The organism is Metabacillus mesotrionivorans, assembly GCF_052171315.1.
Lineage (GTDB): Bacteria > Bacillota > Bacilli > Bacillales > Bacillaceae > Bacillus_P.
In genome coordinates, this window is the sequence record NZ_JBQMFF010000011.1 from 41,857 (window position 1) to 63,635 (window position 21,779).

At 45.5% G+C, this 21,779-nt stretch carries 19 protein-coding genes and 11 tRNA genes; 6 read left to right on the forward strand and 24 right to left on the reverse strand.

Going from position 1 to position 21,779, the window contains the following annotated elements:
- Positions 1-28 precede the first annotated feature (28 nt).
- Positions 29-1,744, forward strand: coding sequence for an ABC transporter ATP-binding protein (locus ACTSEZ_RS19435; protein ID WP_369735953.1), 1,716 nt, complete (start codon positions 29-31; stop codon positions 1,742-1,744).
- 69 nt (positions 1,745-1,813) lie between these two features.
- On the opposite strand, the gene ACTSEZ_RS19440 is transcribed toward ACTSEZ_RS19435, so the two are convergent.
- Positions 1,814-2,788: a ring-cleaving dioxygenase gene (locus tag ACTSEZ_RS19440; RefSeq protein ID WP_369735973.1), complete on the reverse strand. Its 975-nt coding sequence runs from the start codon at positions 2,786-2,788 to the stop codon at positions 1,814-1,816.
- 415 nt (positions 2,789-3,203) lie between these two features.
- Between ACTSEZ_RS19440 and ACTSEZ_RS19445 the strand changes: the two genes are divergently transcribed.
- The 4 genes from ACTSEZ_RS19445 to ACTSEZ_RS19460 are packed head-to-tail and all read left to right on the forward strand — an operon-like array spanning position 3,204 to position 6,148.
- Complete coding sequence (locus ACTSEZ_RS19445) at positions 3,204-4,151, forward strand: ATP-binding protein (protein WP_369735954.1); 948 nt, start codon at positions 3,204-3,206, stop codon at positions 4,149-4,151.
- Positions 4,151-5,110: a tetratricopeptide repeat protein gene (locus ACTSEZ_RS19450; protein WP_369735955.1), complete on the forward strand. Its 960-nt coding sequence runs from the start codon at positions 4,151-4,153 to the stop codon at positions 5,108-5,110. The genes ACTSEZ_RS19445 and ACTSEZ_RS19450 overlap by 1 nt, the downstream gene beginning before the upstream one ends.
- A 40-nt stretch (positions 5,111-5,150) precedes the next feature.
- Positions 5,151-5,597: a DUF4385 domain-containing protein gene (locus ACTSEZ_RS19455; protein ID WP_369735956.1), complete on the forward strand. Its 447-nt coding sequence runs from the start codon at positions 5,151-5,153 to the stop codon at positions 5,595-5,597.
- Positions 5,598-5,650: 53 nt separating this feature from the next.
- The gene (locus ACTSEZ_RS19460; RefSeq protein ID WP_369735957.1) at positions 5,651-6,148 is read left to right on the forward strand and encodes a GNAT family N-acetyltransferase; all 498 of its coding nucleotides are present in this window, start codon (positions 5,651-5,653) and stop codon (positions 6,146-6,148) included.
- 47 nt (positions 6,149-6,195) lie between these two features.
- On the opposite strand, the gene ACTSEZ_RS19465 is transcribed toward ACTSEZ_RS19460, so the two are convergent.
- The 4 genes from ACTSEZ_RS19465 to safA all read right to left on the reverse strand — a co-directional run bounded on the left by ACTSEZ_RS19465 (position 6,196) and on the right by safA (position 9,793).
- Entirely contained in the window at positions 6,196-7,119 is a 924-nt protein-coding gene (locus ACTSEZ_RS19465) for a ring-cleaving dioxygenase (protein ID WP_369735958.1), read from the reverse strand.
- Positions 7,120-7,323: 204 nt separating this feature from the next.
- Positions 7,324-7,749, reverse strand: a complete 426-nt coding sequence (locus tag ACTSEZ_RS19470; protein ID WP_029286248.1) for an organic hydroperoxide resistance protein — start codon at positions 7,747-7,749, stop codon at positions 7,324-7,326.
- A 116-nt stretch (positions 7,750-7,865) separates the two neighbouring features.
- On the reverse strand, positions 7,866-9,011 hold the full coding sequence (locus tag ACTSEZ_RS19475) for an AI-2E family transporter (RefSeq protein WP_369735959.1): 1,146 nt from the start codon (positions 9,009-9,011) through the stop codon (positions 7,866-7,868).
- Between the two features lie 161 nt (positions 9,012-9,172).
- A complete protein-coding gene (gene safA, locus ACTSEZ_RS19480; RefSeq protein WP_369735960.1) occupies positions 9,173-9,793 on the reverse strand; it encodes a SafA/ExsA family spore coat assembly protein in 621 nt (206 codons plus the stop codon).
- A 563-nt stretch (positions 9,794-10,356) separates the two neighbouring features.
- Between safA and guaC the strand changes: the two genes are divergently transcribed.
- Positions 10,357-11,340, forward strand: a complete 984-nt coding sequence (gene guaC / locus ACTSEZ_RS19485) for a GMP reductase (RefSeq protein WP_369735961.1) — start codon at positions 10,357-10,359, stop codon at positions 11,338-11,340.
- Between the two features lie 62 nt (positions 11,341-11,402).
- On the opposite strand, the gene ACTSEZ_RS19490 is transcribed toward guaC, so the two are convergent.
- From ACTSEZ_RS19490 to ACTSEZ_RS19580, 19 genes are all read right to left on the reverse strand, one after another.
- Complete coding sequence (locus ACTSEZ_RS19490) at positions 11,403-11,834, reverse strand: hypothetical protein (RefSeq protein WP_369735962.1); 432 nt, start codon at positions 11,832-11,834, stop codon at positions 11,403-11,405.
- Positions 11,835-11,950: 116 nt separating this feature from the next.
- Positions 11,951-13,753 carry a glutamine--fructose-6-phosphate transaminase (isomerizing) gene (glmS, locus tag ACTSEZ_RS19495; protein WP_369735963.1) on the reverse strand — a complete coding sequence of 601 codons (1,803 nt, stop codon included), beginning with the start codon at positions 13,751-13,753 and terminating at the stop codon, positions 11,951-11,953.
- A gap of 721 nt (positions 13,754-14,474) precedes the next feature.
- The gene (glmM, locus tag ACTSEZ_RS19500) at positions 14,475-15,821 is read right to left on the reverse strand and encodes a phosphoglucosamine mutase (RefSeq protein ID WP_369735964.1); all 1,347 of its coding nucleotides are present in this window, start codon (positions 15,819-15,821) and stop codon (positions 14,475-14,477) included.
- A 32-nt stretch (positions 15,822-15,853) separates the two neighbouring features.
- Positions 15,854-17,122: a CdaR family protein gene (locus ACTSEZ_RS19505; RefSeq protein WP_369735965.1), complete on the reverse strand. Its 1,269-nt coding sequence runs from the start codon at positions 17,120-17,122 to the stop codon at positions 15,854-15,856.
- Positions 17,115-17,936, reverse strand: a complete 822-nt coding sequence (gene cdaA / locus ACTSEZ_RS19510; RefSeq protein WP_369735966.1) for a diadenylate cyclase CdaA — start codon at positions 17,934-17,936, stop codon at positions 17,115-17,117. The genes ACTSEZ_RS19505 and cdaA overlap by 8 nt, the downstream gene beginning before the upstream one ends.
- Before the next feature lie 173 nt (positions 17,937-18,109).
- A complete protein-coding gene (rsiW, locus tag ACTSEZ_RS19515; RefSeq protein WP_369735974.1) occupies positions 18,110-18,703 on the reverse strand; it encodes an anti-sigma-W factor RsiW in 594 nt (197 codons plus the stop codon).
- Positions 18,704-18,737: 34 nt separating this feature from the next.
- Entirely contained in the window at positions 18,738-19,301 is a 564-nt protein-coding gene (gene sigW / locus ACTSEZ_RS19520) for an RNA polymerase sigma factor SigW (RefSeq protein WP_029286228.1), read from the reverse strand.
- Between the two features lie 212 nt (positions 19,302-19,513).
- Positions 19,514-20,413 (reverse strand): arginase, encoded by a 900-nt coding sequence (rocF, locus tag ACTSEZ_RS19525; RefSeq protein WP_369735967.1) that lies wholly within the window; start codon positions 20,411-20,413, stop codon positions 19,514-19,516.
- A gap of 211 nt (positions 20,414-20,624) precedes the next feature.
- A tRNA-Ala gene (locus tag ACTSEZ_RS19530) sits at positions 20,625-20,697 on the reverse strand.
- Positions 20,698-20,702: 5 nt separating this feature from the next.
- Positions 20,703-20,777, reverse strand: a tRNA-Gly gene (locus ACTSEZ_RS19535).
- Between the two features lie 7 nt (positions 20,778-20,784).
- Positions 20,785-20,865 (reverse strand) — tRNA-Leu (locus ACTSEZ_RS19540).
- 14 nt (positions 20,866-20,879) lie between these two features.
- Positions 20,880-20,955 (reverse strand) — tRNA-Lys (locus ACTSEZ_RS19545).
- Positions 20,956-21,006: 51 nt separating this feature from the next.
- Positions 21,007-21,081, reverse strand: a tRNA-Gln gene (locus tag ACTSEZ_RS19550).
- A gap of 114 nt (positions 21,082-21,195) precedes the next feature.
- Positions 21,196-21,280, reverse strand: a tRNA-Tyr gene (locus tag ACTSEZ_RS19555).
- A 9-nt stretch (positions 21,281-21,289) separates the two neighbouring features.
- Positions 21,290-21,365 (reverse strand) — tRNA-Thr (locus ACTSEZ_RS19560).
- A 29-nt stretch (positions 21,366-21,394) separates the two neighbouring features.
- Positions 21,395-21,470: transfer RNA gene (locus ACTSEZ_RS19565), tRNA-Val, on the reverse strand.
- Positions 21,471-21,509: 39 nt separating this feature from the next.
- Positions 21,510-21,584, reverse strand: a tRNA-Glu gene (locus tag ACTSEZ_RS19570).
- Between the two features lie 18 nt (positions 21,585-21,602).
- A tRNA-Thr gene (locus tag ACTSEZ_RS19575) sits at positions 21,603-21,675 on the reverse strand.
- Between the two features lies 1 nt (position 21,676).
- Positions 21,677-21,751 (reverse strand) — tRNA-Asn (locus ACTSEZ_RS19580).
- Between the last annotated feature and the right edge of the window lie 28 nt (positions 21,752-21,779).

Sequence of the window (21,779 nt, forward strand, 5' to 3'; positions counted from 1 at the left end):
AAAATGGAAAGAAAAGAGAGGTCCCCCTATGCTCAAGCGCTTTTTCGCTTACTACATCCCATACAAGGGTCTGTTTATCATTGATTTTACCTGTGCCGTCATTGCAGGACTGCTTGAACTCGGATTTCCGCTTGTCGTAAATGCTTTTATTGACCGTCTGCTTCCGGGCGGAGACTGGAAGCTGATTATCTGGGCATGCGCAGGACTGCTTTTCCTTTACTTGCTGAACACTGTTCTTCAATATGTTGTGACCTACTGGGGACATATGCTTGGCATTAACATTGAGACTGATATGCGGAAAAAACTGTTTGAACACATTCAAAAGCTTTCCTTCCGCTTTTTTGACAACACAAAAACCGGGCACTTAATATCCCGTCTGACAAATGATCTGATGGAGATCGGCGAGCTTGCCCATCATGGACCTGAGGATTTGTTTATCGCGGTTATGACATTAATCGGCGCTTTCTCTGTCATGCTTGCCATCAATGTAAAACTTGCGCTGCTGACATTCCTTGTTATTCCGTTCCTGCTTTTCCTCGCCATTTATTTCAACAACAAAATGACGTCAGCCATTCATCAGCTGTACACAGATGTGGCGGATTTCAGCGCGAGAGTTGAAAACAACGTAAGCGGCATTCGCGTTGTACAGGCTTTCGGAAATGAAAGATTTGAAAAAAAGCAGTTTCAGGAAAACAATCTGCGCTTCAGGCTGTCAAAGCTTACGGCGTATAAGATTATGGCGATGAACCTTTCCATCAGCTACCTTCTGATGCGTCTCGTCACTTTGTTCGTCCTTGTATGCGGCACGTGGTTTGTTATTCAAAACGAGCTTACATACGGAGAATTTATTGGTTTTGTCCTGCTTACAAATGTGCTGTTCCGTCCGATTGAAAAAATCAATGCGATTATTGAGAGCTATCCGAAAGGAATTGCCGGTTTTAAACGCTATATTGAATTAATAGACACAGAACCTGATATAGAAGACCGGCCCGGAGCTGTTGAGGCTGGCCCTCTTAAAGGCAACATCCGTTATGAAAACGTCTCATTCGGTTATGGAAATCATGACAAAGTATTAGACGGCATCGATTTAACCATCAATGCAGGCGAAACTGTTGCATTCGTCGGTCCTTCCGGTGCGGGAAAAACGACACTCTGCAGCCTTCTTCCGCGCTTTTACGAAGTGACCGGCGGGAGCATCACAATCGACGGAACAGACATCCGCGACCTCACGCTTCAGTCGCTCCGGACACAAATTGGCATTGTCCAGCAGGATGTTTTTCTTTTTTCAGGGACGATGAGAGAAAACATCGCATACGGCAAGCTGGGTGCGTCAGACCTTGAAATATGGGAGGCTGCAAGACATGCCCAGCTCGAAGAACTGATTTACTCCCTTCCGGACGGACTCGACACGGTCATCGGCGAACGCGGCGTAAAGCTCTCAGGCGGACAAAAACAGCGCTTATCCATTGCAAGGATGTTTCTTAAAAATCCGCCGATTCTTATACTGGATGAAGCTACTTCCGCTCTCGATACTGAAACGGAAAAAGCCATCCAGGAATCCCTTGCCAAGCTGTCTGAGGGCAGAACGACTCTCGTCATTGCCCACAGACTGGCTACGATTAAAAACGCAGACCGGATCATCGTCGTCAACAAAGACGGAATTGCGGAACAGGGGTCCCATGATGAACTAATGGCGGAAGGCAAGGGATATAAGCGTCTTTATGAAGCTCAGTTTCAAGTGTAGAACCTCAAGCAGGTTCTTTTATTCAAGCAGAAAACCCCGGTCCTTAAATCAGGCCGGGGTTTTACTGTTTCAGCTGAGTGATGTATCCAGGGGCTTCAGCTTTGCTTCAATTTCAGCGCGGCGCGGCTCAAGGAACGGAGGAAGAGCGAGTGCTTCGCCGAGATGCTCAAGCTCCTCATCAGTATCAAATCCCGGACCGTCTGTTGCAAGCTCGAAAAGGATGCCGTTAGGCTCCCGGAAGTACAGGGAACGGAAGTAAAAACGGTCTACAAATCCTGAACTCGGGATGCGTTCAGCTTTCAGCTTCTCAATCCACTTGTGCATCTCTTCTTCATTTTCAACACGGAATGCCACGTGGTGAACTCCTCCGCGTCCAAGACGCTCCTGCGGCAGATCGAGGCGCTCTTCGATATGCACCTCTGCTCCCGTTCCGCCTTCTCCCGTTTCAAACACCTGAATGTCCGGCTGGCCGGGTACATCAGACGGATAGCTGCCTTTCGCCCGGAAACCAAGAATATCTGTCAGAATTTCAATTGTCCTTTCAGGAACAGCCACTGTCAGCTTGACTGGACCAAGTCCGGTAATCGCATATTCAGCCGGAACCGGGCTCTTCTCCCAAGGTGTTCCTGCGGCAACTCCCGAATTGTTCTCATCAGATACCAGAATCAGTCGCTGCCCTTCAAAATCTCTGAAAGAAAGAGTCAGGCGGCCAAATGCCTCAGTAATCTCCCCGTGCTCCACATCGTGCTTCTCAAAGCGCTCTTTCCAGTAGGAGAGTGCCGCATCGCTTTTCACGCGGAGCGATGTGGCGGAAATGCTGTTGACTCCTTCGTGGACCCTGCCTGCATTGGCGATTTCAAAAAACGTCAGCTCTGTGCCCGGATTTCCTTTTTCATCCCCGTAAAACAAATGATACACAGACACATCATCCTGATTGACTGTTTTCTTGATTAAACGGAGTCCGAGTGTTTTCGTATAAAACTCATAGTTTTGAGGCGCTTTTGCTGTAATGGCTGATACATGGTGAATCCCTTTTAACGGCAGCATGTAAATCCCTCCATAAAATTATCTTGAATTCGAGATATTATAGGTTTACTATACACCCGCTGAAAGCAGATGTCAATGATTTGGGATTTGATAAGAAGTTGGCTGTATATCCTCGATAGTTGGTAGTAAATCATGTATTCCCGGTTGTATTTTCTTACAAGTTGGCAGTAAATGAAACATTCTCGGTTGTAATGGCTCCGCCGCTGTCAACACCATGCATTCTCAGTTGTTGTGACTTGCCAGAAGGCAGTCAAACTTGCATGATTGGTCATTATAACTCATTAGCCGGAAGCAAATCTGCATTCTCGGTCGTTTTAACTCCCTCCTGAACCAGGTATTCTTCATCTTGGAAATACTTTCATATTTTGCTAGTATCAAAGAAGAATGATTGTTCAGTACAGGAGGTATGGTTGTGAGCTCAGGCGATGATAAGAAGCGCAGGAATTTGAAAGTGATTCAATTTGATAAGGATAAAAACAGCCTGGTCGAGACGGTCCAGCCGCAGGAGACATTTGATGATGTGGGCGGACTTGAGGATGTGAAAAAACGGATCCGCATGGATTTTATTATGCCCATCCAGTCGCCTGAGTTTTTTCAGGCCTTTGGTAAAAAGAGCGGCGGTAGCCTTTTGCTGTACGGGCCTCCGGGATGCGGGAAAACATTTTTAGCAAAAGCGATTGCAGGTGAGATCAATGCAAGCTTTATCCACCTTGAGCTGCAGGCGATTCTTTCCATGTATGTCGGCCAGAGCGAGCACAATCTGCATGATGTTTTTGAGAAAGCACGCGAGCAGAAGCCTTGTGTGCTGTTCATTGATGAGCTTGACGCCCTTGGGGGAAACCGGCATCGCATGAGCCAGCACCACGACCGGATGATCGTCAATCAGCTACTTTTGGAGCTTGATGGACTGCAGTCGTTCAACGATCAGGTGTACATCATCGGGGCTACGAATACGCCCTGGTACCTTGACCCGGCGCTGCGGAGACCGGGAAGGTTCAACTCTCTCATTTTCATCCCGCCTCCCTCACAGGAGGAGCGCGAGCTGATTTTGACGCTCAAAACAAAAGATAAGCCTCAGGAGAAACTTGATTTATCGAAAGTGGCTAAGGCAACCTCTCACTTTTCAGGAGCTGATTTGACTCAGGTTGTGGATGATGCCGTATCAAAAGCCATTGAACGCTCACTCGAACAGGGTTCCCTGCAGCCAATGTCACATGCAGATCTCCTAAAAGCCGCAAAGAACCGGAATCCTACAACGCTTGAATGGTTCTCAACAGCTAAGAACTATGCGACGTTCAGCGATACAAATATGGATTATCAGCACGTTCTGGACTATATGAAAGCACATGGCATCCGGTGATGTTCAGCTTCTATGAGGAGAGGATCCGCAAACTGACAGACTGGAAAAATTACAGCCAGGCTATTGAAGAAGCACATGCACTGATTGCGTCTGATCCTGAGGATGCCCGTTCGTATTCGCTTCTTGCCAGGATCTATGCAGATAAGGAGGATTTTCCTGCAGCTGTCCATTTTTCAAAAGAAGCCCTCCGTAAAGATCCGGAAGACTTCACCGGTCATCTCATGCTTGCCATGGCCCTCTTCAATATTGGTGAATGGAAAGCATTTGATGCGGCTGCAGAAGGTGCTCTCCATCTCTATCCGGACACAGCGCACCTCTATTATCTTAAAGCCCTTAGAGCCCTGCAGAAGAATAAATTGAAGAATGCTTTGGGACTCATGGAGCTTGCGCTTGTTCATGAAACCGAAGAGGCCACATACCTTGCAGCCTACAGCAATCTCCTCCTGCTTGCAGGGAAAAAGAAAAAATCGAAAGAATACGAGCAGATGGCTTTGAAAAGCAACGAGGACAATCCCTATGTGTATTATACTCTGGCCAATACCGCCTTCAACCGCGGCGATTTCAAGCAGGCAAGAGCGCTGAGCCGCAGCGCTGCTGAAATTGACCCGGAAGATCAGGATTACAGGGAACAATACCTCGACATGCTGAAAACGGAATATGCTGTTCACAGGTATTTGCTTCGTATCCTGCAGACTCATTCTTCCATCAGAAGAAAAGCCGGAATCTTTTTCTGGCCGGTGTTCCTTTTTTTCTTTATTGTGTTCAATCCGCTTTTCTGGCTGTATTTGATCGTCATTCTTGTTCCCTATTACATCAGCCATTTCTCAGCCGGGAAACTTGTCAGCCGGAAGCTTGGCTATAGGAAATCAAAATCTGAAATCAGCAGAGGGAAGGCTGTCGCGGCTGCCATGTTTGCCGCACTTGTTTTGACCGGTTTGTTTGCTGCCATTTTCAGATAACATTCTTTGTTTTGGGGTAAAGAGTACAGAGGTGATGGACATGGCATTCAATTATGACGAGGACTTCGAACATACGGATTTCCGAAAGAATCCTGAGAAGTACCGGGTTGGCAGAGGCGAGCAGGGCGTTTTGCTTGTTGAACCTTATAAAGGTGAAATCCTTCCCCACTGGCGGTTTAAAACACCTGAGATTGCGAAGAAATCTTCGGAAACAATTTACGCGATGTATGAGGAATACAAAGAAAATGGTGATTTTGTCGGAATGGACATGGCGCGGAAGTTCATCCAGATGGGCTACACCCGTGCCAGACGCTACGCCAATTATAAGGGCGGGCAAAAGTATAAGAAGGACGGCGACCTTCACGAACGTGACATTGACGAAGAAAAAGCGGAATCTGCTTCTATCTTCAAGGAAAAATGGAACATAATCAGGGAAGATGAAGACTATTTAAAATTGAAAAAAGAGCATCAGAAAAAGTATGGCTGAATGAAATCGTTCAGGCACTGCAATCTTACTTAAAACCATTTTTGGAGGTACCTATGAATATCCGGATTCTAAACGGACACGATGCCGCCGCATACCGCGGCATCCGCCTTGAAGGCCTGAAAACCAGCCCGGAAGCGTTTGGCTCAAGCTACGAAGAAGAGCTGCTCTATTCAATAGACTTCTTTAAAACAAGGCTTGATGCTGAGCACGCATTCACGTTTGGCGCTTTTGACCGGGATGTTCTTGCGGGAGTTGTCACTCTCGTTCCTGAAACGAAAGTGAAACTCAAACATAAAGCCTCCATCTTCGCTATGTATGTCTCTCCAACTTACCGGGGAAAGGGCATTGGCAGAAAGCTTATGACGGCTGCTATTGATCATGCTGGGCAGCTGGAAGACACAGAACAGCTGCAGCTTTCAGTTGTCAGCAGCAATCAGTCTGCACGGCACCTTTACGTCTCTTTAGGCTTTTCAGTATATGGCTGTGAAAAAAGAGCCCTGAAAGCGAACGGCACCTATTTTGATGAAGAGCATATGGTGCTGTTCCTTTAAAAATATGTAAAACCCGGACTCATGCGGAGTCCGGGTTTTTCTGGTTCTTACACTTCTCTTATTTTAAACGGTGCAAGCACCTTCTCAATCTTATCCCTCTGCGTCTCATACCGCTCCGGCAGCATAAGTCTTTCGCCGAGCACCTCTTCATCATGCGCAAATCCAGGAGGATCTGTTGCGATTTCAAAAAGGATCTCACCGTGCTCCCTGAAGTAGATCGCATTAAAATACTGGCGGTCCTGCACAGGCGTCACCTGGTAGCCGCTCCTTGCGACATGCTGCTGCCATTGAAGCTGATTGCTGTCGTCATCTGCCCGGAAAGCAATGTGATGAACGGTGCCTACCCCCATTCTTCCCCGTCCAATCGGAGTCATCTTCAAATCAATGATGTTTCCGATATCAGCCGTTGAACGAAAACGGATGAAGTCCCGCTCTTCGGCGATCTTTTCATATCCCATCACCTTTTCAAGGAGTTCTGCCGTTTTTTCAGGACGTGCGGACAGGAGAGTTGCACCTGCGAAACCTTTTATCGCAACATTGGTCGTAACACCGCCAAACTCCCATGAGTTCAGTTTTCCTTCTTCCCTCTCAACAAGCTCAAGATGCAGTCCGTGAGGGTCGTCAAATACAAGGAATGACTCGCCAAACCGTTCCATCTTTTCAAACGGCACGCCGTATTTTTGAAGTCTTTCTTCCCAAAACGGCAGAGCGCCTTTTGGAACAGCATACGAGGTTACCCCAACCTGGCCGTCCCCAATCGTACCCTGATACGCATCCGGCCAAGGGAAAAAAGTAATAATTGTTCCAGGATGTCCCCCTTCGTCTCCGAAGTAAAGATGATACGTCCCCGGATCATCAAAGTTAACCGTTTGTTTCACTAATCTAAGCCCAAGAATTCCTGCATAAAAATCAGCGTTTTCCTGCGGATGGCCGACAATTGCCGTAATGTGGTGAATACCGGCTGTTTTCATAAAACATCTCTCCTTTAAAAGTAGTTTCTCTTTCTTTAATCTATATAAACACGAATAAATATCTCGAATTCAAGATAATTTTAAGATATTCTCTGCCGGATGTCAACATTGTCCTGAAATTGATTGACCAGCGAAGATAATGGTACACCTGTTTCAACAAAAAATGGTGCCTACTCATTGAGTAAGCACCATTTTTATAAAAATTTAAGCCTGCGCTTCAAGCGTCACATCAATATTTCCTCTTGTCGCCTTTGAATACGGGCAGAATTCATGAGCTTTATGCACAAGGTCTTCAAGCTTGTCCTTTTCAATGCCGGTTCCCTTTACGTCGAGTTTTACCGCGAGCTTGAAGCCTCCGTCTGACTCGTCTTTCAGGAAGCTGACATTGGCCGTAACTTCAGAGTCAAACTTCACTTTTTCTTTTCTTGCCATATGCTGAAGGGCGCCGTCGAAGCAGGCCGCATATCCCGCTGCAAACAGCTGCTCAGGATTTGTTGCATTCGGCACTCTGTCTGCTCTCGGTGAGCCAGGCATGGCAATATCCATGTTGATGACATCATTGGACGAATGTACTTTTCCTTCCCGTCCGCCTACTGCTGTAACTGATGTAGTAAATAACGCTTCTGACATGTTCCATACTCCCTTTCGTATTAAAACTATCTTGCTCTTTTTTATATACCCTCTCATACGAAAACTATTCGTTCGAGTGTGCATAAAAAAAGCATTCCTTCAAAAGAAGAAATGCATTAATCAATCCTTTTCTGCTCATACATGTTGCTGCGGATCTTCATCCATTCAAAAAAGTGAGTCACTATGACTTTAAGCACGGCATATCCAGGTACAGCAAGGATAATTCCGATCACGCCGAAAAGATTTCCAGCCGTCAAAATGACGAAAATAATGGTAATCGGGTGGATATGAAGGTTCCGCCCCATAATCTGCGGAGAAATAAATTTCCCTTCAATCAGCTGAACGACGGTCCATACGATGATCAGCTTCAGGACCATAAACGGTGAAGTGACAAGCGCAATAATAAAAGCGGGTGTAATCGCAATCGCCGGTCCAAGATACGGGACAACGCTTGTAAATGCCGCAATCAAGGCAAGCAGGGAAGCGTATTCCAGACCGATAATCAGAAAACCGACATACATAAGCGCTCCAATGCAGAAGCTGACAATGATCTGGCCGCGGATGTAGGAACTGATCTGCTGGTTCATTTCATGCATGACCTTAAATGAAGAGCTTCTCAAGTTGACGGGCAAAAATTTCAGAACGTACGGTCCCAGTTTTTTGCCGTCCTTTAAAAGATAGAACAAAATGAACGGCAGCGTGACAATCGCCAGAATAAAATCCTTTACAATGCCGACAATATTCCCGATTCCTGCAAACATGTTGTTGATGATAGTAGATGCCTGTTCAGACACCTGCCTGGATAAATCCGCTACATTAATGTTCAGCGTTTTTTGCGCCTGAAACACAAATTCGCTACCGACCACCTGCATGACAAGAAGTTCCACATCCCTTGTGTACTGAGGGAAACTGTCAATCAGGCTCAGAACCTGCGTCTTTAAAAACGGGATGACAGACACAATCAGAATCGTGAGGAGGCCTGCAATCACAACAAACAAAAGTAAGATGGAATAAACTCTCCGGACTCCCTTCCGCTCAAAAAAATCCACAACCGGATTCAGCAGATAATACACAATCGATGCCAGAACAATCGGCAGAAGGATGGTTTTAATCAGCACTTCAATTGGCGTAAAAATAAACGATACCTGCATAAAAACAAGAATGTTTAATCCAATCAAAAGCAGAATCAGAAGAAACAGAACAAATCTATTATTAAGGATAAACCTCTTAAACGTACCTACTCTCGGGCTTCCCTGCTTCATGAGTGTCCTCCATTTCTCTCTATGCACTCGATTTTTCATCTAAGCTTATTATAGTGGGTTTTTTTGAAAAATGAAAATAGAACTCCTGATAATGAAAAGAATCTTTTCCTGCATCAAAAAGGACAACCCGTAAACGGATTGCCCTGTCTCCTCCTTGTTCATTATTTGCTGATAAACATCTGCGTCCAATAGTGGCCGTAAGATCCGCCTTTGGCGTACCCAACACCGATTTCCTTGAAATTAGAAGACAGAATGTTTTTGCGGTGTCCTTCGCTGTTCATCCAGGCAGTTACAACACTTTGAGCTGTAGTCTGTCCGGCAGCAATGTTCTCACCTGCATAACTGTACTGAATGCCGAAGCTCTTCATCATATCAAATGGAGAGCCGTATGTAGGCGATGTATGACTGAAGTAGTTTTTGTCACGCATATCTTCTGATTTGTACCGTGCAACACGGGCAACCTCCCAGTTGGCAGCAAGCGGTTTTAAACCGTATTTGGCACGCTCTTTATTCACGAGCGTAACCACTTCGCTTTCCATGCTTTGATAAGCGCTTCCAGAAGGGATGTTAAGAGACTGTCCTGGATAGATCATATTAGCATTCTTAACATTTGGATTGGCTTTAATCAATTCAGAAACGCCAACCTGATACTTCGATGCGATTTTCCACATCGTATCCCCGCTTTTAACTGTGTATGTACCTGCAGCACTTGCTTGACTGCTGAATCCAAAGGCCAGAGCGACAACCAACAACATAAGAGAAAAAGATTTAAGTGTTTTCATAGCTTTATTTTATACGAATACTAGTTTGCAAGAATAGCGGTAGTTTTTACCGAAAAAAAGGGGTTGACTGGCGGTACTTGATTAGTCAGGAGGAGGAACGATGTACACATGAGAGTGCGATGCAGCAGCATAACCTGCCGAGGTCCTGATTGCTAAACGTTAGCGCACTTTCAGCTGCACCGGATACCCGCTTTGTGCTGCTAACTCAGCTTTACCGCAGTTTCTCCTTTTCCAGATACCCACTTTGTGCTGCTAACTCGGCTTTACCGCAGTTTCTCCTTTTCCGGATACCCGCTTTGTGCTGCTAACTCGGCTTTACCGCAGTTTCTCCTGTTACGGATACCCGCTTTGTGCTTCATCCCCCATTTCACAGCGATTCCCGTATGCTGACACCTCCTTTTTCCATTGAAAAGGTTTACTTAACCTTGATGTTCCCCCTACTAATCTTCGTTTTTTTCTCTAAAAATCTTTGACATTCAAATACAAATGATGTAAAGTACCAAATGGACGAACAATTAAAAGTTATCATTACAATAACATTCGTATTTAGGGGTGTATTTTAGATGGAAAATGTATTTGATTATGAAGATATTCAATTAATACCTGCAAAATGTGTTGTGAACAGCCGTTCTGAGTGTGACACAACCATCGCTCTTGGAAACCATACATTCAAACTTCCTGTCGTACCTGCCAATATGCAGACGATTATTGATGAAACAATTGCTGTAAGCCTTGCAGAAAACGGCTACTTCTACATCATGCACCGTTTTCAGCCTGAGAAAAGAAGCGCGTTCATCCAGGATATGAAATCCCGCGGCCTGATTGCTTCAATCAGCGTCGGTGTTAAAGAAGAAGAGTACGGCTTTATTGAAGAACTTGCGGCTGAGAGTCTGGTGCCTGATTATATTACGATTGATATTGCCCACGGCCACTCAAATGCTGTGATTGAAATGATTAAGCATATTAAAAAGCACCTTCCTGAAAGTTTTGTCATCGCCGGCAACGTTGGAACTCCGGAAGCAGTAAGAGAGCTTGAGCACGCAGGCGCTGACGCGACAAAAGTCGGAATCGGCCCGGGCAAAGTGTGCATCACAAAAATCAAAACAGGCTTTGGAACAGGCGGCTGGCAGCTTGCTGCACTTCGCTGGTGTGCAAAGGCGGCAACGAAGCCAATCATCGCAGACGGCGGCATCCGCACACATGGAGACATTGCGAAGTCTGTTCGATTTGGAGCATCTATGGTCATGATCGGTTCCCTGTTCGCAGGACACGAGGAGTCTCCTGGTGAAACCATCGAAATGGACGGAAAGCTTTTCAAAGAATACTTCGGATCAGCTTCTGAATTCCAAAAAGGTGAAAAGAAAAACGTAGAAGGCAAGAAAATGTACGTCGAGCATAAAGGCTCACTGAAGGACACTCTCACCGAAATGGAGCAGGACCTTCAGTCATCGATCTCATATGCAGGCGGAACAAAACTCGATGCCATCCGCACGGTGGATTACGTCGTTGTGAAAAATTCGATCTTTAATGGGGATAAGGTTTATTAATAGCAAAAGGAGCAGGGCTTAAGTTTAAGCCCCGCTCCTTTTTGTATATTTAAAGAAAGATTTCAGTGAACTGAATATTCATCTCCCGTCACAATTTCAATCAGCACAGCGGAATCTTTCTCATTTAATAGAGCATACTTGTTCACAGCATCTATAACGAGTTCGACTCTGTCTTTATTCGGACTCATCCAAAGCTCATATAGAACAGCTTTCGCTATGATCCTGCGATCCTTAGATTGAAAGGTAAACCTATAATCAGCAGGACGCGCCATACTCGCTTTCGCTGTTATCCATTCCGCATCGTCCAATACGTTCCTGACCTCATCAACATTTTTAACACTGGTAATCTCCTTATACACCTTATAAGTATCTTCATCGGCTACCCGTTTTTCAACTTCAATATATTGTGATCCATAGTCAGGATCCTCTGCACATCCCGTTAGAAAAAATAAAACCCCTATTGTCAATATAAAGATACACTTATGTAATCTCATAACAACTCCCCCTTACTCACTTAGACGAAACTACGTGACAGAAGTTCCAGAAACGAAAAAAAAACGGAGAAGATCTTAATGACCTTCTCCGTTTTCATTTATTTATCTGTATGATTTTACTCAACCGTCACACTCTTAGCAAGGTTACGCGGTTTATCCACGTCACAGCCTCTGTGAAGAGCTGCGTAGTAAGAGATCAATTGCAGCGGAATGACAGAAGCAAGCGGCGTCAGTTCTTCGTGTACAGCAGGAAGAACGAAACGGTCGTCTTCTTCTTCTAAGCCTTTAAGGGCGATAATGCATGGGTTGGCTCCGCGGGCTGCTACTTCTTTCACGTTTCCGCGGATGCTCAAGTTAACATGCTCCTGTGTTGCAAGCGCGATAACCGGCGTACCGTTTTCAATCAGTGCGATTGTTCCGTGCTTAAGCTCTCCTCCGGCAAAGCCTTCTGCCTGGATGTAAGAGATTTCTTTAAGCTTCAGGGCGCCTTCAAGTCCTACATAGTAGTCGACTGAACGGCCGATGAAGAAGCAGTTGCGTGTTGTAGAAAGGTATTCGCGTGCAATGTATTCCATTTCTTCTTTTTGATCGCAAAGGACTTCCATTGCGTTTGCGACAATACCCATTTCTTTTACGATATCAAAGCTTAGGTTAATGCCTCTTGCTTCAGCTGTAACTGCTGCAAGGATGGCAAGTACGCCTAATTGCGCAGTATATGCTTTTGTAGAAGCAACAGCAATTTCAGGCCCTGCATGAAGCAGAAGCGTGTGGTTTGCTTCACGTGAAAGCGTAGAACCAGGTACGTTAGTGATTGTTAATGCCTGGTAGCCAAGCTCTTTAATTTGAACAAGTACGGCACGGCTGTCTGCTGTTTCACCGCTTTGTGAAATAAAGATAAACAGCGGCTTTTCAGAAAGAATCGGCATGTTGTAAGAGAATTCACTCGCAACATGAACCTCAACAGGTTTCTTCGCCCATTTTTCAATGAACTGTTTTCCGACAAGACCGGCATGGTAGCTTGTTCCGCATGCTACGATGTAAAGGCGGTCAGCAGCATCCACTGCATCAACAATCGCCGGATCCATCGAAAGCTTGCCTTGGTCGTCCTGATATTTTTGAATGATCTTCCGCATAACAAGCGGCTGCTCATCGATTTCTTTAAGCATGTAGTGAGGGTATGTTCCTTTTTCGATATCGCTTGCGTCAAGCTCAGCTGTATATGGAGCACGCTCAATAACTTCACCCTGAAGGTTCTTGATCGTAACAGCTTCGCGTTTCACAAGGACGATTTCTTTATCCATTAGCTCTACAAATTGGTCTGTAACCTGCAGCATTGCCATTGCATCTGATGCAACAACATTGAAGCCGTCACCAAGACCGACTAGAAGCGGGCTTTTGTTTTTTGCAACAAAAATGGTTTCTGGATTTTGCTCATCTAAAAGGGCAATGGCGTAAGAGCCTTTTAAGATCGACAGTGTTTTGCTGAACGCTTCTTCAACATCTGCACCCTGGTTTACAAACTTCTCAATAACCTGTACCACAACTTCTGTGTCTGTGTCACTTGCAAGAGCTACGTCCTGAAGGTATTCACGTTTAAGGCTTGAATAGTTTTCAATTACACCATTGTGTACAAGCGTAAAACGGCTTGAAGCACTTTGATGGGGATGTGAGTTGCGTTTGCTAGGGGCGCCATGAGTCGCCCAGCGGGTGTGACCGATTCCAGCTGTAGAAAGAACATTCGCATCCACTTCTTCGCGAAGAATGGCGATGCGGCCTTTTTCTTTAAACACATGAACTCCGTCTTCATTTATTACAGCAATACCAGCTGAATCATAACCGCGGTACTCAAGCTTTTCAAGACCGCGAAGCAAAATTTCCTTTGTATCCTTTTGTCCAATATAACCAACGATTCCGCACATACTAAAGTATCCTCCCATTAGGCGGGGGACAGGCCAAGTCTCGGGGACCTGTTAATCTGTCCCCTCACACATGTCTATATTTTTAGGTGATTACGTTCTTCCCTTTGTGCAAAAAGTTGCCTCTTTGTTTTCAGGAGAGAGCTTGCGGCTGTAATCGTCAACCGGGAGGCATCCGCCGAACTTTCGATAATCCTCCATCCTCGTCAACTAAGCTTTTTCCGTTCTGCTTAGTTCAGGCGCTTTTCGTAAAACGTACTAACTATGCTCCTTTCTCTGTCTAAAATCAAAACACAAAAGTAATCTTACTATACGACAATCAAATCGTCAATTCGTTTTGTGATTCAGAAAGATGCACCCTTTAGTATATGAATTACGAAAAAGATTGTTCCCCCGCTTTCATACCCTGTTCATCCGGTTTTTCAAACCTGTCGGGAGGAGACAATGAGGTATGTTTAGTATGGGGCAGCAAATGAATGATTTATGTCTGTGAATTATAGGAACAAAAGCGCAAGCGCCAAGGCCCGCTCCGATAGGCAGATAAGAATCCGGCAGAAAAGTCCGGGTCCCGCCTTTTTTGACGGATTTGTTCTGACAGAGGATTTAGGCGCTTCCGCTTGCCGAGGATAACTTTGTTATGTTATCCACAGCCTTTTACTTTTTTAATTTCCTAAGCAGTTAAAAAAAGACCTGCCAGTACCGGCAGGTCTTTCGATTTATAAGCTTATTCTGTTCCCATTTCAGCTTTTACAACAGCCACGATGCGTGACACATATTGCTCGCAAAGCTCTGCAGTCGGCGCTTCAGCCATAACACGCACCAGCGGCTCAGTTCCGGAAGGACGCACCAGGATGCGGCCGTCTCCGTTCATTTCCTGTTCCACTTCAGCAATGACCTGCTTTACTTTCATGTTGTCTGTAACTTTATGCTTATCTGTCACTTTCACATTAATCAGAAGCTGCGGGAATTTCGCCATTTCTGAAGCAAGCTCAGATAGGGATTTCCCGGTTACTTTCATGATATTTACAAGCTGGATGGCTGTAAGAAGGCCGTCGCCGGTTGTGTTGTGGTCAAGGAAAATGATGTGCCCTGACTGCTCTCCGCCCAGGTTATAATCGCCTTTTTTCATTTCTTCTACAACGTAGCGGTCTCCGACAGCTGTTTGAACGCTCTTCATGTTATTCGCTTCAACTGCTTTGTAAAAACCAAGGTTACTCATGATCGTTGATACAACCGTTTCTTTTTTCAATCTGCCATGCTCGTTAAGGAACTTTGCACAGATGAACATGATCTGATCGCCATCGACAATATCGCCTTTTTCATCAACGGCAATAAGGCGGTCACCGTCTCCGTCGAATGCAAGTCCTACATCCGCTCCTTTTTCTTTCAGGAAGGCTGCAAGTGCTTCAGGGTGAGTCGATCCTACACCGTCATTAATATTCAGGCCGTTCGGCGTTGTTCCCATTGTGGAAACATCTGCATCAAGGTCTGCAAAAAGGTGCGTTGCAAGGGATGAAGTCGCTCCGTGTGCACAGTCAAGCGCAACGTGAAGACCTGTAAAGTCCTCATCAACTGTCTGCTTCAGGAACTGCAGATATTTCTGGCCGCCTTCAAAATAGTCATTTACCTGTCCCAAATCCGATCCTACAGGTCTCGGAAGTGTATCTTCGGCCTGATCCATCAGTCCTTCAATTTCATACTCCTGATCATCTGACAATTTAAATCCGTCTGGCCCAAAGAATTTAATGCCATTATCCTGAACAGGATTGTGGGATGCTGAAATCATCACGCCAGCCTGGGCTCCAAGTGCTTTTGTCAAATATGATACGCCTGGAGTTGAAATGACTCCTAAACGCATAACTTCTGCTCCGATTGAAAGAAGTCCCGCTACAAGGGCACCTTCAAGCATGTGTCCCGAAATGCGTGTATCTCTTCCAATCAGCACTTTTGGACGTGTTGAATCTTTTGTCAGAACATAGCCTCCAAAACGTCCGATTTTAAATGCCAGTTCAGGTGTCAGCTCACTGTTTGCAACGCCTCTTACACCATCAGTTCCAAAATACTTTCCCATTCTAGTATCGCTCCTTTTGACTGTTTCAATCATCATGATTGCTTTGAAGAAATCTTTACGTTCACTTGCTCTTCCGGCAGGCTCCACTTAATGTCCTGAGGTCCATTCACTTCCACTTTCACATCGTGTTCACCGTCCGACAGGTCATTCACATTGATGAAAAGCTCAAGGTCGGAAGGATTCATCTTCTCAAGGACGTTCGGCGCTGCTGTTACACTCAGATCAAGCTCCCTTGATTCGGGGTCTGTAAACTGAAGGATTTTCCCTTCACCAAGCCCTCTGATGCGGACAGGCAGATTCTCAAATACGCGCTCTTCTTCCTTATCAACGTCAACTTTTATTTGTATTTTTTCGGGGCTAACTTTTGTCGCACCGTCCGGAACGGGAATATCAACATCCAGTACGGTGTCATCTTTGATCTTGCTCAGGTCCACTGTCACCCCGTCAATAAACTCAAGAGTATTCAGAACATCCTGAGGACCATAGACGGTCACTTCATTCGGCACAGCCTCAATGCTCGCTATGCTGAGTCCTTCTCCAAGCTCACCCTCATTCTTAATGTTTAAAGGCAGCTTTTTGCTCGGGCTTGTAATCGGCACCGTCACGTCTACAACGGACGGATAGGCTTCAACAGGCAGAATATTGCCGTCTTCGTCGTACACCGTCACTTTTGATTCCTGCTCCAATGTTTCATTCGCATTTTGCAGGTTCACTCTTGTTTTGATCAGCGCAATGCTGTCAATAAGGGTTTTGGATCCTGTTACCCTGACGACACTTGGCTTCACAATCGGCTCCTGCGCCGTATATCCGGCTTCTATCTGGTTTTTATTAATGAAATCCACTTCAACCGGGAAATCACGCGTTATTTTTTCTTCTACATTCACCGTAATGACGGAAGGATTCAAATTCACTTCCAGGTTATCCGCTATATTTTTATGCTTCAGTTCAATTCTGTGTGAGCCGATTGAAAGGTCAGACAGCTCGGCATAAATTTCAAAGTCCTTAAGCTGCTTAGCTTTCAAAAGAGAGTTGGTCGGCCCGCTTAATGTGACATCGACTGTCTCCGGAACACCTGTTATGACTACATTGTCCTGGTCCTGATACGTCTTTACTTCCACATCCTGAATGGTCTCTGTCCCTTTAGATGATTGTGAAGGTGCAGAAGGGAAGACAGATGTCACAGGTCCTGTCGTCTGCTTCTTTGGTGCAGGAGATTCGATGTTGACGGATATATAGAGCATAAGCGCCATAAGCAGCGCGATAATTCTCATGACCCAATGATTGTTTATCATCTTATCCATTCTTCTTCCCCCTCCACTGCCACAGGTTTGAAGAAGCGGCTTTCGCCTGTTTACCAAATTCCGAAACGAGTATCTCACTCAAAGATTCAACCGTCAAATTTCTGTGAAGCTCGCCGTTTCTTGTTACCGAAATACTTCCGGTCTCCTCCGATACGACAATTGTAATACTGTCTGTTACTTCACTGATGCCGACTGCTGCGCGGTGCCTCGTCCCAAGCTCTTTTGAAATAAACGGACTTTCCGAAAGAGGCAGGTAGCAGGCTGCTGCTGCAATCTGGTTTTTCTGAAGAATGACAGCTCCGTCATGAAGCGGAGTGTTCGGGATAAAGATATTGATTAAAAGCTCAGAAGATAAAGCTGAGTGAAGCGGTATGCCCGTTTCTATGTAATCGCTCATCCCTGTTTCTTTTTCAATTGTTACGAGTGCGCCGATGCGGCGTTTTGCCATGTAATCCGTTGCTTTCAGGATGGCATCAATAATTTTCTGCTGTTCTTCCTCCTCTGGGGCCCCGCTTCTTGAGAAAAGTTTTCCCCGTCCCAGCTGCTCCAGTGCTCTCCGCAGCTCAGGCTGGAAAATAATAATAATCGCAAGAAAACCCCATGTTAACGCTTGGTCCATGAGCCATTGCAATGTTTGCAGCCCTAAATACTGGCTGAGTGTCCGAACGAGGATAATCACGATAATGCCTTTTAAAAGCTGAACGGCCTTCGTGCCCCGTATCACCATAATCAACTTATATATAACGAACCAAACCAGGAGAATATCAACGGCGATGCCGAGGTAGTGCAAGAATGGAAAATCCTCAAGTGCCATATTCTCTTCCTCCATCAGTTTTAGTCATTTGCACAGGACTATAACTACGATATTATATCATATAATCTGCAATTAAACCGTATTGTAGTCATTTAAGGACGGACAGCCTGCGGCTTTTGAGTCCATTTGTCACGGCATCCTTTCAGACAATAAAAAAAGGCCGCCAGGGCCCATTACTGAAAAATATCGACGACCTCTTTTGCAAGAGATTTCATCTGGTACCAGATCCATTCAAATGCTTCATTGATTTCTTCGACTTCGCCTGTGACCTTCCCGGCTGAAGCCATATATTTCTCACCGTTTATGACGGTGACATCTCCCTCTACTTTTCCCTCTATCTTCAGCGTTCCGCCTTTAACGGTTACATCACCCTGAACTGTTTCGCCTTCTGGAACGGTAACCGTATTATTTTCAACAACCAGATTCGGCTGTTTGGATACACTGAAGTCTGAATCTCCCGACCAGGAAGAAAACAGGCTTCCTGTCATAAGCAGCACAAACAGAGAGGCGGCCGCAAGCATCGGATGACCTTTAAGCCACCTGCCTACACCTACGCGCTTCTTTTCTTCAGGAAGGCTGTTCATAACGGCCTGCGTGAAATTTAGCGGAGCTTCAATATGCGAGGTGCTTTGCACCAGGGCGATGGATTTCTCCAGTTCATGCAGGTGCTGCGCACACTCTGAGCATGACTGAAGATGTTCTCTGAGGATCCTTTCGTCCGCTTGCTTTATATCATGATCGAGATACTGATGAATCCGCTCGATCATTTCCTCTGAACATTTCACTTAACATCACCTCAACTTATAAATGCCTTAATTGCTTCCTGAGCGCTTCCCGTCCTCTGTGAATTCTTGTTTTCACCGTCCCGATCGGCATATTGAGAATTTCACTGATTTCAATTAAAGAAAGCTCATCTATATACTTTAATACGATGACCGACCGATATTTATCAGGGAGCTTTAAAATTTCTTTCTGAATCATTTGCTGAAGTTCCATTGTCGCAACCTGATCCTCAGGCAGCGCAACATCTGCTGCAACCTGGGAATACATGGTGAGACCTTCTGTTCCAGCCACCTCTGCATCCAGATAGTAATCGGGTTTTTTCTTTCTGATCCGGTCAATTGTCAGGTTGGTTGCTATGCGGTATAGCCATGTTGAAAACTTTTTATCCATATCGTAGCTGTGAATATTGACGTATGCCCGTATAAACGCTTCCTGAGCAATATCCTCAGCCTCATGAGAATTCCCAAGCATGCGGTAGCAAAGCTGATAAATCTTGTCCTTATACAGATCTACTATTTCGGCAAATGCATTCTGGTCGCCTTTTTTCACTTGTTTAATCCTGTTTTTTACGATCGTCTCCATGATACCCCTTACCTCCGCACAAATCGCGGATTCCCCTTATTACGTATAAGCCGAATAAAAGGTTTCATTTTTTTTCACATAAAAATAGTTTAACAAATTTTAGGTGTCCTGTAGATGGCTTTTAAGGAGGTTTATCTTAAATCTATCTTAAAAGATTCCCACGAAAATGGAAAGGGCATAGCCTCAATCGGCTATGCCTTTTGTCCTCGTTATTATTTGAGCTTTTCTCCGAATAAAGAGCCCATTAAAGCAACAGCTACTGTTGCGGTTTTATTTTTTTCATCCAGAATCGGATTTACTTCAACAAACTCTGCTGAGGTAATAATCTCTGATTCTGCAAGCATTTCCATAGCAAGATGGCTTTCCCTGTAGCTGATGCCGCCAATAACAGGCGTTCCGACACCCGGTGCATCGTGAGGGTCAAGCCCGTCAAGGTCCAATGAAAGATGAACTCCATCTGTACGTTCCTTCAAATACTCGATGGTTTCCTCCATCACCTTTGTCATGCCCAGACGGTCAATTTCATGCATGGTATATACTTTAATCCCTTTTTCCTTAATCAGCTCTTTTTCACCCTGATCAAGAGATCTCGCACCAATGATTACAATGTTCTCGGGCTTCACTTTAGGAGTATAGCCCCCAATTCTCGTAAGCGCTTCATCTCCAATTCCGATGCTTACAGCAAGAGGCATACCATGAATATTGCCTGATGGTGACGTTTCCCCCGTATTTAAATCTCCATGGGCATCGTACCAGATGACTCCGAGATTCTCATAGTGCTTTGAAACCCCTGCAAGAGTTCCAATCGCAATGCTGTGGTCTCCGCCGAAAACAAGAGGAAAGGCACCCGATTTGATTGCTTCATCCACCTGTTCTGAAAGCTTCACACTGGCTTCTGACACCGCTTTCAAATTTCTTAGATTATTGGCTGCTTCTTCTTCTCTGTTCGCACGTCCAATTTCAATATCGCCTTTATCTTCAATTTCATAGCTGAGCCCTTCCAATCTCTCAACAACACCGGCATATCGAATCGCACTTGGCCCCATATCGACACCGCGGCGCATTTGTCCAAGATCCATTGGTACTCCAATAATTGATATTCTTTCTTTCATTACAATCATCCCCCTTAGTAGAAGCCTGTGCCTCTATTGTACGTTCAAAAGGGGAGATGACTCAACTCGACAAAATCGTGTATATATATACAGAGTTTTCTGTTAAAAGTAATGCCCAGTAACGCATCTGTCCAGTTTGCAGCACTCTGTCCTTCAATCCGCATTTCTGGAAAACAAAAAACCTAAGACTATTTAGTCTTAGGTTTAAAGATGGAGCCTAGCGGGATCGAACCGCTGACCTCCTGCGTGCAAGGCAGGCGCTCTCCCAGCTGAGCTAAGGCCCCGAATATGGAGCGGAAGACGGGATTCGAACCCGCGACCCCCACCTTGGCAAGGTGGTGTTCTACCACTGAACTACTTCCGCAATATGATGCGGGTGAAGGGACTCGAACCCCCACGTCAAAGACACTAGATCCTAAGTCTAGCGCGTCTGCCAATTCCGCCACACCCGCATATTAAGGAAAAATGGTGTGCCATGAAGGACTCGAACCTTCGACCCTCTGATTAAAAGTCAGATGCTCTACCGACTGAGCTAATGGCACAAATATGAAAACAGTCTTATGATCCTGCGCAGACACACAGTTCAAGAAAAATGGCTGGGCTAGCTGGATTCGAACCAGCGCATGACGGAGTCAAAGTCCGTTGCCTTACCGCTTGGCTATAGCCCAATGAAAGTATGTATTTTCTAAAATTGGAATTGACCGTAAAAAGGTTTATGTAAACTAACCTTATTATTTACAGTCCAGACACATTCTATTCACTTTCAGCTTGTTTAAATAAAATGGTGGAGGGGGACGGATTCGAACCGCCGAACCCGGAGGGAGCGGATTTACAGTCCGCCGCGTTTAGCCACTTCGCTACCCCTCCACATTTCAGTGGTGCCGGCGAGAGGACTTGAACCCCCAACCTACTGATTACAAGTCAGTTGCTCTACCAATTGAGCTACACCGGCATTTATAAAAAGCATGTCCAAAAATCATATGGTGGAGGATGACGGGCTCGAACCGCCGACCCTCTGCTTGTAAGGCAGATGCTCTCCCAGCTGAGCTAATCCTCCAGAAGAAAAGAATGTTTAGTATTTCACATAAAAAAACAATGGTGACCCGTACGGGATTCGAACCCGTGTTACCGCCGTGAAAGGGCGGTGTCTTAACCGCTTGACCAACGGGCCAGTTGAAATTGTAGTGTAAGCTCCCAACCGGGCTTGAACCGATGACCTCTTCCTTACCATGGAAGTGCTCTACCGACTGAGCTATGGAAGCATGGCTCCGCAGGTAGGACTCGAACCTACGACCGATCGGTTAACAGCCGATAGCTCTACCACTGAGCTACTGCGGAATAATAATTTTCACCAGCCTGGCAACGT